Annotated in this window: 12 protein-coding genes and 2 tRNA genes; 3 read left to right on the top strand and 11 right to left on the bottom strand. The window is 72.5% G+C overall.

The window, feature by feature from the left end; all coding sequences use genetic code 11:
- Position 1 precedes the first annotated feature (1 nt).
- The 9 genes from WMI84_RS13805 to WMI84_RS13845 all read right to left on the bottom strand — a co-directional run bounded on the left by WMI84_RS13805 (position 2) and on the right by WMI84_RS13845 (position 5,775).
- Positions 2 to 75, bottom strand: a tRNA-Asp gene (locus WMI84_RS13805).
- Positions 76 to 97: 22 nt separating this feature from the next.
- A tRNA-Glu gene (locus WMI84_RS13810) sits at positions 98 to 170 on the bottom strand.
- A gap of 151 nt (positions 171 to 321) precedes the next feature.
- A complete protein-coding gene (locus WMI84_RS13815; RefSeq protein WP_347354113.1) occupies positions 322 to 1,368 on the bottom strand; it encodes a PHP domain-containing protein in 1,047 nt (348 codons plus the stop codon).
- A gap of 83 nt (positions 1,369 to 1,451) precedes the next feature.
- A complete protein-coding gene (locus WMI84_RS13820; RefSeq protein ID WP_347354115.1) occupies positions 1,452 to 2,264 on the bottom strand; it encodes an alpha-lytic protease prodomain-containing protein in 813 nt (270 codons plus the stop codon).
- On the bottom strand, positions 2,261 to 2,758 hold the full coding sequence (locus tag WMI84_RS13825; protein ID WP_347354117.1) for a SigE family RNA polymerase sigma factor: 498 nt from the start codon (positions 2,756 to 2,758) through the stop codon (positions 2,261 to 2,263). Before WMI84_RS13825 ends, WMI84_RS13820 begins: the two co-directional genes overlap by 4 nt.
- 312 nt (positions 2,759 to 3,070) lie before the next feature.
- Positions 3,071 to 3,616, bottom strand: coding sequence for a methylated-DNA--[protein]-cysteine S-methyltransferase (locus WMI84_RS13830; protein ID WP_347354132.1), 546 nt, complete (start codon positions 3,614 to 3,616; stop codon positions 3,071 to 3,073).
- Between the two features lie 58 nt (positions 3,617 to 3,674).
- Positions 3,675 to 4,172 (bottom strand): sigma-70 family RNA polymerase sigma factor, encoded by a 498-nt coding sequence (locus WMI84_RS13835; protein WP_347354119.1) that lies wholly within the window; start codon positions 4,170 to 4,172, stop codon positions 3,675 to 3,677.
- A 68-nt stretch (positions 4,173 to 4,240) separates the two neighbouring features.
- A complete protein-coding gene (locus tag WMI84_RS13840; protein WP_347354120.1) occupies positions 4,241 to 4,753 on the bottom strand; it encodes a methylated-DNA--[protein]-cysteine S-methyltransferase in 513 nt (170 codons plus the stop codon).
- Positions 4,750 to 5,775 (bottom strand): cation diffusion facilitator family transporter, encoded by a 1,026-nt coding sequence (locus WMI84_RS13845; protein WP_347354122.1) that lies wholly within the window; start codon positions 5,773 to 5,775, stop codon positions 4,750 to 4,752. Before WMI84_RS13845 ends, WMI84_RS13840 begins: the two co-directional genes overlap by 4 nt.
- A gap of 245 nt (positions 5,776 to 6,020) precedes the next feature.
- Here WMI84_RS13845 and WMI84_RS13850 point away from each other — a divergent pair, with 245 nt between their 5' ends.
- Positions 6,021 to 6,473, top strand: coding sequence for a hypothetical protein (locus WMI84_RS13850; protein WP_347354124.1), 453 nt, complete (start codon positions 6,021 to 6,023; stop codon positions 6,471 to 6,473).
- A 52-nt stretch (positions 6,474 to 6,525) separates the two neighbouring features.
- Here the strand turns inward: WMI84_RS13850 and WMI84_RS13855 are convergent, their stop codons facing one another.
- Positions 6,526 to 7,533: a LacI family DNA-binding transcriptional regulator gene (locus WMI84_RS13855; protein ID WP_347354134.1), complete on the bottom strand. Its 1,008-nt coding sequence runs from the start codon at positions 7,531 to 7,533 to the stop codon at positions 6,526 to 6,528.
- A gap of 300 nt (positions 7,534 to 7,833) precedes the next feature.
- Between WMI84_RS13855 and WMI84_RS13860 the strand changes: the two genes are divergently transcribed.
- Together WMI84_RS13860 and WMI84_RS13865 are read left to right on the top strand one after the other, a co-directional pair.
- Positions 7,834 to 9,006 carry a Gfo/Idh/MocA family oxidoreductase gene (locus WMI84_RS13860; protein ID WP_347354126.1) on the top strand — a complete coding sequence of 391 codons (1,173 nt, stop codon included), beginning with the start codon at positions 7,834 to 7,836 and terminating at the stop codon, positions 9,004 to 9,006.
- A gap of 117 nt (positions 9,007 to 9,123) precedes the next feature.
- Complete coding sequence (locus WMI84_RS13865; RefSeq protein ID WP_347354128.1) at positions 9,124 to 10,116, top strand: sugar ABC transporter substrate-binding protein; 993 nt, start codon at positions 9,124 to 9,126, stop codon at positions 10,114 to 10,116.
- A gap of 95 nt (positions 10,117 to 10,211) precedes the next feature.
- On the opposite strand, the gene WMI84_RS13870 is transcribed toward WMI84_RS13865, so the two are convergent.
- Positions 10,212 to 10,652 (bottom strand): RpiB/LacA/LacB family sugar-phosphate isomerase, encoded by a 441-nt coding sequence (locus tag WMI84_RS13870; RefSeq protein ID WP_347354130.1) that lies wholly within the window; start codon positions 10,650 to 10,652, stop codon positions 10,212 to 10,214.
- Between the last annotated feature and the right edge of the window lie 143 nt (positions 10,653 to 10,795).

Consider the following 10,795-nt stretch of genomic DNA (forward strand, 5'->3'; position numbering starts at 1 on the left):
GCGACCCCGACCGGGCTCGAACCGGCGACCTCCGCCGTGACAGGGCGGCGCGCTAACCAACTGCGCTACGGGGCCATGCTGATTCAGTTGTCCTGCGTATCCCCAACGGGATTCGAACCCGTGCTGCCGCCGTGAAAGGGCGGAGTCCTAGGCCGCTAGACGATGGGGACCGGTGCCCGTTGGGACGTCGAAACTATATGGGAGATTCCGGTGGGCACCAAATCCGTATGCCGCTCACTCGAGCGGGCACGAACACCCCGGCCGGGCGGGCGCCAACCCCCAGTCGGGCGGGCGCCGACCACCCGCCAACCGGGCTCCGGGTCACCCGCCCGTCCAGGCGAGGACGTCCTGCACCGGCCACGTCGTGACGACCCTTTCGGCCGGGATCCCGAGCTGCTCCGCCCGCCGGCAGCCGAGGTGCTTCAGGTCGAGCTGGCCGGGGGCGTGCGCGTCGGAGTCGATTGCGAAGAGGCACCCGAGGTCGCGGGCCAGCTCGACCAGCTCGTCCGGCGGGTCGCACCGCTCGGGGCGCGAGTTGATCTCGACGGCGACGTCGTGCTCACGGCAGGCCCGGAACACCTGCTCGGCGTCGAACGTCGACGGTGGCCGGGTCCCGCGGCCGCCCGTGACGAGCCGGCCGGTGCAGTGGCCCAGCACGTTGGTGCGCGGGTTGCGCACCGCGGCGAGCATCCGCGGGGTCAGCTCGAAGGACGGCTGGCGCAGCTTCGAGTGGACCGAGGCGGTGACGACGTCGAGCCGGCCCAGCAGGTCGTCGTCCTGGTCGAGCGTGCCGTCGAGGTTGATGTCGGCCTCGATGCCCGTCAGCAGCCGGAACGAGCCGGCCACGCCGGCGTTGATCGCATCGACCCGGATGAGCTGCTGCTCGAGCCGCTCCCGGGACAGCCCGTTGGCCACGGTGAGGCGGGGGGAGTGGTCGGTCAGGGCCAGCCACTCCTGGCCGAGCTCGACCGCCGTGAGGACCATCTCCTCGATCGGGCTGCCGCCGTCGCTCCAGTTCGAGTGCACGTGCAGGTCGCCGACCAGTGCCGCATGGAGCTCGCCGCCCTCCCACGCCGACTCGTCGCCGTGCTCGCCCTCGACGGCGGCGAGGTAGCGCGGCACTTCGCCTCGGAGCGCCTCGGTGATGATCGCCGCACTGGTGTCGCCGACTCCCTTGAGCTGCTTGAGGGTTCCGGATCGAGCGCGCTCTCGCAGCTCGGCCTCGGGAATGAGCCGGATCGTCTCGAGGGTGCGCCGCAGTGCGTCGACGCGATAGTGGCTCGCCCGGGCACGTTCGAGCAGGAAGCAGATCCGCCGCAGCGCCGCCACCGGTGACATCGGCACCTTCGGGCGCGGCGGCTGTCTCATGGGCCGACCCTAGCCAGTCCCACCGGGTGCACACCGGCAGGCGCCGGGAGGACACCGGGCGGCAGGCAGGCGACGACGCCCGGTCAGCGTTGCAGCGGCCAAAGGGTCGAGCCGCCGGGCAGCATCACCCCGGGGGTGTGCGGCGTCTCGACGACGACGGTCACCAGACCGGGACCGACCAGCGAGGCGACCTTGCCCGGCACGTCGCCCATCGTGGTGACCACGACCCGGTTGGCCCGGGCATCGATCTTCACCCCGACGACGGCGACTCCCTTGACCTGCAGGTCGACCCGCGCGGCGTCAATGGTGGCCGCCGCCGCGCGCAGCTGCCGGATCGAGTGCGCCACGGTCCGGAACCCGATGTCCGAACCGGCCGGGACGTCCGCCCGCACCATCGCCTCGAGCTCGGCGTCCTGGCGCGTCACGCAGACCACGATGCGCGTGTTGGCGGCGTCGGCGGCATACGTGCCCGCGAACACGTCGGGGAAGCGGACCTCCAGCGTCGGCGCGAGGGTCTCCATCGCGGCGCGCACCGGGGTCATCGGCCCGCTGAACCAGCCCGACAGGTCGCGGGCCGGCGGCACGCCCGGCCGCAGCGCGGCGCTCGGCGGAGTCGTCGTCGGCACGCGCTCGCCCGGTGCCTGCTCGCTCTGCATGGTGACTCCTTCCGGTGCCCCGCCGGCCGAGGTGGCCTCCTGCCCCGGGTGCCCGCTGACCCAGATGCCGCCCACGCTACCCGCGACGACGACGGCCGCCGCGGCGCCGAGCAGCCCGGAGCGGCGCCGGTGCACGCGGGCGCGCCCACGGCCGAGTGCGCGCTCGACGAACAGGTCGTCGCGGGGTGGTTCGAGGTCGTTCACGGCACCCAGGACCTTCCGAAGTCGTTGCTCGCTCACGTCAGGGCTCCGTTCAGGGGTGGCTCGGCGAGCCGGCCGCGCAGGGCCGCGAGCCCCCGCGAGATCTGGCTCTTGATCGTGCCCTCGGCGACGCCGGTGCACTCGGCGATCTGCGGCACGGTCAGGTCGTCCCAGAAGCGCAGCACGAGGACCGCTCGCTGGCGCTCGGGCAGCCCGTCGAGCAGGTCGGTCAGGGTCATCGCGAGCTCCCGGTCGGGGTCGGCCGAGGCGGCCTCGGGCACGGTGTCGGTCAGCACCTCCCGGTGTCCCTTGCGTCGGGCGTTGAGGTAGAGGTTGAGCATGGTGCGGCGGGTGTACGCCTCCTGCGCCCCCGCCGCGATCCGGGGCCAGGCGACGTACACCCGCGCCAGCGCCTCCTGGACGAGCTCGTCGCCGTCGGCCCAGCCGCCGCAGAGCAGGAACGCGCGCCGCCGCAGCGCGCCCTGCCGTGCGGCGACGAACTCGCGGAAGGCGTCCTCGTCCCTGCGTCTCATCGGCTCCCCGGTCTCCTCGGTCGGGCTTCCCAGTCTGCTGCTCGGGCTTCCCAGTCTGCTGCTCGGGCTTTCTACTGGTGCAGACACACGAGCGAGCCGTTTCGTTGCATCCGGCGTGTGGCGGCACCCGCCGTCTCGTTGCGCGCGCCGTCGCCCACGACCCGCGACACCCCGAAGAACTGCCAGCTCCGTCGGTTGTAACCGGCGAACCTTGCCGGTGTTCGGTGTGTCTCGGGGTGGTCGGGCGCGTCGGTGTGTCTCGGGGTGGTCGGGCGCGTCGGTGTGTCTCGGGGTGGCCGGGCGCGGCCGGGGTCAGGCCGCAGCCGACTCGAGGCGGAGCAGGAACTCCTTGGCCTGCGGGCCCCCGAGGTAGCCGCCCGGCGTGCCGTCGGAGCGGACCACGCGGTGGCACGGCACGACGAGCGGGACCGGGTTGTGTGCGCACGCGGTGCCGACCGCGCGCACGGCCCGGGGACGGCCCGCAGAGGCGGCCACGGCGGCATACGACCGCGTCGTGCCGTAGGGGATCTCGCGCAGCTGGGCGAGCACCTCTAGGCCGAAGCCGTGGGCGAGCCGCAGGTCGACCGCGACGTCGAAGCCGTGACGACGCCCGGCGAAGTACTCGCGCAGCTGCTCCACCAGCCCGGGGAAGCCGTGCGGGTCGTGCAGGATGCGCGGGCCGACCCGGTCGGCCAGGGACTCGAGCACGGCGTCGCGGCCCTCGGACTCGAAGGCGACGCGGACGAGCCCGGCGGGGGTCGTGGCGAGCAGCAGCGGCCCGATCGGTGAGTCGACCACGCGGTAGGTCAGGTCGAGCAGGCCGCCGTCGGTGGCCCGGCGCACGAGCCGGGTGTGCAGCCCGGCGAGGTGCTGCCCGTCGGTCGGGGCGGGGGTGGTCAGGGGGGTCAGGGCGGGGTCAGGCACGGGTCTCACGCTCCAGGGTGGGCAGGTAGGTGCGTCGCAGGGCGGCGATGCCGTCGGCGCTGGCGCGGCGGGCGGCCGCGGCCGTGCCGCCGACGATGGCGGCGACCTCGGGGTGGGACAGCCCGGCGACGTGGTGGTAGGCGACGCAGCGGCGCTGCTTGTCCGGCAGGGCGGCCAGGGCGTGCCAGAGGTCGTCGTCGGGCAGCGCCGGCGTGTCGCCGCCGGTCCGGCCGGCCGGCTCCGGGACCACCGGGACCGGCACGGGGGCACGCCGGCGGGCCCGGACGAGGTCGACCGCCTTGTGGTGGGCGATGGTGACGAGCCACGCTCGCACGTCGGCGTCGTCGGGCAGGTCGGGCCAGGCGCGCAGCGCGGCCAGGAAGGTCTCCGACCAGGCGTCGTCGGCATCGACCGGGCCGAGCACGGCCCGGCACACCCGCAGCACGACCCCGCCGTGCTGCGCGACGGCCTGCTCGAAGGGGTGTCTCATGCCCTGTCAACGTCCCGGGGCGGCGGAGTGTGAGATGTCGGCTGGGCACGGGTCGGGCGCGGCATGGGTCAGAAGAGCCGACCGGCCGTCTCGGCGGGCGGCTCCTCGAGGGCCAGCAGGAACCGTTTGCGCTCCAGGCCACCGGCATAGCCGGTCAGGCTGCCGTCGGCGCCGATGACCCGGTGGCACGGGATGACGACCGCGATGGGGTTGTGCCCGTTGGCGCGGCCGACCGCCTGCGCGAGGTTGCGGTCGCCGAGCCTGCGAGCCAGCTCCCCGTAGGTGGTCGTCCCGCCGTAGGGGATCTCGCGCAGCAGCGCCCAGACGCGTTGGGCGAACCGGTCTCCGGCGGGTGCGAGGGGCAGGTCGAAGTCGCGGCGCTCGCGTCGGAAGTACTCGCCGAGCTGGCGGACCGCCGCGGCGAACGGCTCCTGCGCGGGGTCGCCGGCCGCGCCGAACCAGGCTGCGTCGGTGGGGCGGTACTTGGCACCGGCCAGGTGCAGCGCGGTGATCGCGCCGCCCTCGGCGACGATGGTCAGCTCGCCGATCGGGGAGTCGGTGACGACGTGCCGGGGGGTCACGGGGCGCCCCGGTCGGCATCGTCCCGGCCGCCCTCGGCACGTGGCGACTCCCGGCCGGTGACGACGTCGGGATGGGTCGGGATGGGGACCTCGGCCGCGTAGTCGCCGTACGCCCTGGGGTCCTCCGACGGCTCGAGGTGGCAGGTCAGGGTGACGTCCTCGACGGCCCGGTGCACGGCTGCCTCGACGTCCTCCATGAGGTCGTGGCCGCGCTGGACGGTCCAGACGCCCGGGACCAGCACGTGCACCTCGGCGAACCGGTGTTGGCCCGACACCCGGGTGCGCAGCCCGTGGAAGTGGACCTGGTCGGTGACGAAGCCGGCCAGGACCGTCGCGATGGCCCGGTTGTCCTCCTTGGACATCGCGATGTCCATGAGCCCCTCGACGGACTGCTGGAGCAGCTTCCACCCGGTGACCACGATGTTCAGGCCGACCAGGAAGGCCACCACGGGATCGAGCCGTTGGACCCCGGTGACGGCCACGAGCAGCACGCCGACGATAACCCCTGCGGAGGTCCAGACGTCGGTCATCAGGTGCTTGCCGTCGGCGACGAGGGTCAGCGACCGGTGGCGCCGGCCGGCCCGGAGCAGGACCACAGCCACGACGCCGTTGACCATGGACGCCACCGCCGAGATACCGAGGCCGATGCCGACGTTGTCGATCGACTGCGGGTGCAGGAACCGCTCGACCGCGGACCACATGATCACGACCGCCGCGATGAAGATCATCTGGCCTTCGAGGGCGGCCGAGAAGTACTCGGCCTTGGAGTGCCCGAAGTGGTGGTTCTTGTCCGGGGGCATCGCGGCGACCCGCAGCGCGATGAGAACGGCGATCGCCGCGACGAGGTTGACGACCGACTCGGCCGCGTCGGACAGCAGCCCCACCGAACCGGTCAGCTGCCAGGCGAACACCTTGAGGGTGATCGTGACGATCGCCGCCGCGATGGACAGGTACGCGAAGCGGGTCAGGTCGCGCGTCGAGTGGGTCTTCTCCGGGGTCGCGGATGGCGAGGTGCGGGGCACGCCACCATCCTCCCAAAGACGGCGGACGACGGCGGTCGCGGTGCCGCGGGGCGTCCGGGGGCAGGTCTGCCGGCCGGGGGTCGGCCCGCCCGGGACGACACGTTTCGAGCGGCGCGGGATGAGCGGCATACTGGGCATGTGGATGCCGCCGAGCCGGGCATCGACGCGCCGGACCACGGGTTTGGTGCGGCCTGCCCGACCCTGCTTGGATTGGCGCACCAACGCTCCGGAAACAGGTGGTCACCATGACGACAGCTCAGCAGAACTCGCAGGCCGAGCAGATGGCACGTCGGCGCACGATCAGGTACCTTGCGGCCGGCTTCGCCGGCGCCGTCGCGATCCTCTACGTCGTCCTGATGCTCATGGTCCGCAGTGCCGAGCTCAAGCCCGGGGTGACCGACCGGCGCACCTATGGCGGCTATCTCGTGCTGGCGATCGCCTACGCGGTCGGCGCGGTGATCCTGGCCACCATCGACAACCAGGTCCTGCACGTCCTCGGCATGGGGGTGCAGGCGGTGACGATCCTGCTGTTCATCGTCTTCGGCGTCGGTCTGCTCGGCCCCGGCGTGTTCCGGTACCAGGCGATCAGCCACCTGCCGCTCGGCCTGTGGGCGGCGCTGATCACCGGCGCGCAAGTGCTGCTGCTGGCGATGCTCGGCTACCTGGCCGACCAGCGGCGCCACCCGCTGGCCGCCTGACGTCGACCCGGCGGGGTAGGTCCCGCAGGGCGGTACCCGGTGGCCACCCGGGTCAGCCCTGCGTCATCCTCGCCGGCGGCGGGTCCGGTCTGGCGACGGCGGTCGTGCCGCGCGGTACGAAGCGCGGCTCCAGCACGATCTCGCGGGGTACGGCGCGTCGGCCCTCGAGCCGTTCGACGGCCGCCCGCACCGCCATCTCGCCGAGCAGTCCGGCGTCCTGGCGGACCGAGGAGAGCTGCACGAAGGGCAGCCGGGCCAGGCGGCTGTCGTCGTAGCCGACGACGGACACCTCACCCGGGACCTCCACCCTGGCCTGCGCGAACGTGGTCAGGACCCCGAAGGCGCACCAGTCGTTGCCGGTGATCACGGCGGTCGGGAGCTGCTCCTCGGCGAGCAGTGTCCGGGCCGCGCTCGCGCCGCTCTGCTCGGTGTAGTCACCGGGGATGACCCGCGTGAAGCCGGCCAGGCCGTGCCTTTCCATGGCCTTCAGGTAGCCGTCCCGCCGGTCGTCGGCGCCGGGCATCGATCCGCCGTCGACGTGCACGATCCGGTGGTGGCCCAGGCCCACCAGGAAGTCGACGGCGTCGCTCATCCCCTTCTCGTCGTCGCTGCGCACGACGTCGGAGTGTGCGTCGGCGTGCCGGGAGATGCGTACCACGGGGACGCGCTGGGCCGGGCCGGTGGGTACGGGATCCTCGAGCTCGAGACCCACGAGGATGAGCGCTTCGCTGCGGTAGCCCGCAAGCTCGTCGAGCGCCGTCCCCACGCGCCGCGTGGGCGTCATCGCGCTCAGCACGAGGCGGTATCCGCGGGCCTCGGCAGCGGGGTACATCCCCTCGACGATCTCGACCTCGAACGGGTTGCGCGGGGTGAAGAGCACGCCCAGGTGACGGCTGCGGGCGCGACGCAGCACCTGCGCCGCGGTGTGCGGGTGGTAGCCGAGCTCCCGGGCCACCCCGAGGACCCGCTCGCGGGTGCTCGCGCTGGCACCCGGCGCCCCGCGGAAGACGATCGAGACGAGGGCCCGGGAGACACCGGCCTCGCGTGCCACGTCCGCCATCGTCGGCCGTCGGCTGGTCCGCTGGGACATCTGGTCCGGCGACATCGTGGGGCCCGCCTTCCACCTGGGGCTCGGTCGTGGTCACTGCACTGGGGCGAGGTCTTGACACATACTGCGTCATGCCGTCTACTAGAGATACGCTAGCACGTGCTAGTAGCCAGAATCTAGTAGAGCGAAGTAGTAGTAGTAGTAGCGAAGCAGTACGAGCGAAGCAGTAGAAGCGCAGAACAGCACGGGGCGGAACAGCACATCAGTCGAGCCGGGCAACAACCGGCCGGACGGAACAGGAAGGACAGGACCATGACGGATACGCTTCGGGTCGCGGTCGTCGGGGCGGGCATGGCCGGACAGGCGCATGCCTTCGGCTACCGCAACGCGTCCATGGCCCACGGGCTGGGACCGGTGCGCGTCGAGCTGGCCTGCGTCGTCGACCCGAATCTGCCCCTGGCCCGGTCGGTGGCCGAGCGGTACGGGTTCGCATCGGCGCAGGCGGAGCTGGACGCGGTGCTGGCCGACCCGTCCATCGACGTCGTCAGCGTGGCCCTGCCCAACCTGGTCCACGCCGAGGTGCTGCCGAAGGTCCTGGCCGCCGGCAAGCACCTGTTCACCGAGAAGCCCCTCGGGCGTCGCGTCGAGGAGGCCAGGGCGCTGGCCGACCTGGCCCGCAGCAGCGGGGTGCGCACGGGGGTCGGCTTCTCGTTCCGTCGGCTGCCCGGGCTGGCCGCACTGGCGGATGCCGTGCACGCCGGCGCGATCGGCGACGTGTACTCGGCGCGGGCCTGGTACCAGGCCGACTACGCGGCCGACCCCGAGGGGCCGTTCTCGTGGCGGTACTCGCTCGCCGAGTCCGGCGGTGGTGCCATCCTGGACATCGGCTCGCACGCGATCGACGCCCTGCAGTTCGTGGCCGGCCCGGTGTCCGCCGTGCGCGGCGCCTGCCTGAGCACGGTGATCCCGAAGCGGCCGGTCCCGTCACGGGCGGTCGTCGGCCACGGCGACGCGGGCACGACGGGGGAGTACGCCGAGGTCACCAACGACGACATCGCCGTGGTCCTGTTCGAGCTGGGGGGTGGTGGCCTCGCCCACCTCGAGGTCAGCCGGGTCGCGGCGGGCATGCCGAACTCCCTCGGGGTGACCGTCTACGGCTCCGCGGGGCACGCGAGCTTCGACTCCATCACCGGTGGGGAGTTCCACATCTTCCAGAGCGGGGTGGCCGACGTGCTCACGAACGGTCCCCGCCGGGTCTTCACCGGACCGCAGCACCCCTACTTCGCCGACGTCGCCCCGATGCCCGGCGGCGGCGTGGGCACCGGGTACGGCGAGGCCTTCGTCGCCGAGATCCAGGAGTTCCTGCACTCCGTGCTGACCGGCCAGCCGATGAGCACGGACTTCGACACGGCGGTGGCGACCATGGCCGTCGTCGACGCGGCCCAGCAGGTGGCCGCCTCAGGCGCCCGGCGCGAGGTCGGCTGAGCCGCCCGCCGCAAGCCTGCACCCCCCGCAAGAGCCCAACCCTCCGGCACCCGCGCCGGACCGCTGTCCCCCCACACCGCTCGATGCAGCGGTGGACGTTGAAAGGCAGAAGACACCATGCGCCGTACGACCCGCGTCCTCACCGTCCTGGCTGCTGCGACCGCCGTGACCCTGGCCGGCTGCAGCTCCAGTGGCGGCCGGAGCGCAGACCAGGCCTCCACCCAGGGTGCCGGCAAGGCGAGCACCCCGACCATGACCGTCTCGTTCATCACCCACTCGCCGACCGGTGACACCTTCTGGGACATCGTGCGCCGGGGCGCCGAGGTCGCCGCCGCCAAGGACAACGTCCAGCTCGAGTACTCCGGCGACGTGGACCCGACGCGTCAGGCCCAGCTCATCCAGGCCGCCATCGACAAGAAGGTCGACGCCATCGCGGTCACCGACCCGAACACCGGAGCGCTCGGGCCGACCATCCAGCGGATCAAGCAGGCCGGCATCCCCTTCGTGATGCTGAACGCCGGTGAGGCCGACGCCTTCCGGCTCGGGGCGCTCGGCTTCTTCGGACAGAGCGAGACCGACGCCGGGTTCGCCGCCGGGCAGCGTCTGGCGAAGGACGGTGCCAAGCACGTGCTGTGCGTCATCCACTCGCAGGGACAGACCCAGCTGGAGGCCAGGTGCGACGGCATCGCCAAGGGGCTCGGGACGGCCGGCAAGGTCGATCGCGCATACGTCAAGGGCGAGGACCCGTCCGACGTCTCGACGAAGATCAACGCCGCGCTGACCCAGGACCCGAGCCTGGACTGGGTGGTCACCCTCGCGGCGACGTACGCGCTCAATGCCGTCCAGTCCCTCCCGGCGGGCAGCACGGCCAAGATCGCCACCTTCGACACGAACGCCGAGCTGGTGACCGCGATCAAGGATGGCAAGGTCGCCTGGGCCATTGACCAGCAGCCCTACCTGCAGGGCTACCTGGCCGTGGACAGTCTGTGGCTCTACAAGACGAACGGCAACACGATCGGCGGTGGCCGTCCGACCGCGACCGGACCGGCCTTCATCGACAAGAGCAACGTCGACGCGGTGGCGAAGTTCGCCGCCAACGGCACCCGCTGACGGTTGTGGTCGGTATGCCGCCGGGCGGGCGCTCGGCGGCACCGGCCCCTGTTGTGCCGCGGTGTCCGCGATCCGGCGGGCGCCGCGGCCCCGGGTCACCGGGACTCGTACTGGGCGATCGCGGCGAGCGGCCCGGCGAACCGTCCTCCCTCGAACTCGGTGGTGAGGAACTCGGTCACGATCATCGCGGCGTTCGCCGGGCCCACGGCACCGGCCCCGACCGCGATGACGTTCAGGTCCTGGTGCTCGCGGCCGAGCCGGGCCGACCAGGCGTCGGACACTGCCGCGGCACGGATCCCGACGACCTTGTTGGCGGCCAGCGCCATCCCGATGCCGCCGCCGCAGACCAGCACGGCGCGGTCGCACTCGCCGTTGGCGACCGCCTCGGACGCGGGGAACGCCCGGTCGCAGTAGGAGACCGGGTCGGTGTCGTCGGTGCCGAAGTCGACCACCTCGTGGCCCAGCTCGGTGATCACCTTCGTCAGGTGCTCGCGAAGTGGCTTCCCGACATGGTCACTGGCGACTGCGATCCGCATGGTTTCGAGCATAGGTCGGAGCGCGGTCCGGAGCGCACCCCGTGACCGTTGCCGACCGCGGCGGCCAGCAGGAGAAGTTCGTCTTCAGCCCGAAGTCCAAGCCCGCGCACCGGCCGGCCGACCACCTGGCCGACATCGGCGAG

The organism is Intrasporangium sp., assembly GCF_039812505.1.
Taxonomy (GTDB): domain Bacteria; phylum Actinomycetota; class Actinomycetes; order Actinomycetales; family Dermatophilaceae; genus Intrasporangium_A.

Excerpts from the sequence above, each read along its gene's own strand:
- WMI84_RS13815 (WP_347354113.1), bottom strand. The coding sequence starts at position 1,368 with ATGAGACAGCCGCCGCGCCCGAAGGTGCCGATGTCACCGGTGGCGGCG.
- WMI84_RS13825 (WP_347354117.1), bottom strand. The coding sequence starts at position 2,758 with ATGAGACGCAGGGACGAGGACGCCTTCCGCGAGTTCGTCGCCGCACGG.
- WMI84_RS13835 (WP_347354119.1), bottom strand. The coding sequence starts at position 4,172 with ATGAGACACCCCTTCGAGCAGGCCGTCGCGCAGCACGGCGGGGTCGTG.
- WMI84_RS13850 (WP_347354124.1), top strand. The coding sequence starts at position 6,021 with ATGACGACAGCTCAGCAGAACTCGCAGGCCGAGCAGATGGCACGTCGG.
- WMI84_RS13855 (WP_347354134.1), bottom strand. The coding sequence starts at position 7,533 with ATGGCGGACGTGGCACGCGAGGCCGGTGTCTCCCGGGCCCTCGTCTCG.
- WMI84_RS13860 (WP_347354126.1), top strand. The coding sequence starts at position 7,834 with ATGACGGATACGCTTCGGGTCGCGGTCGTCGGGGCGGGCATGGCCGGA.
- WMI84_RS13865 (WP_347354128.1), top strand. The coding sequence starts at position 9,124 with ATGCGCCGTACGACCCGCGTCCTCACCGTCCTGGCTGCTGCGACCGCC.
- WMI84_RS13870 (WP_347354130.1), bottom strand. The coding sequence starts at position 10,652 with ATGCGGATCGCAGTCGCCAGTGACCATGTCGGGAAGCCACTTCGCGAG.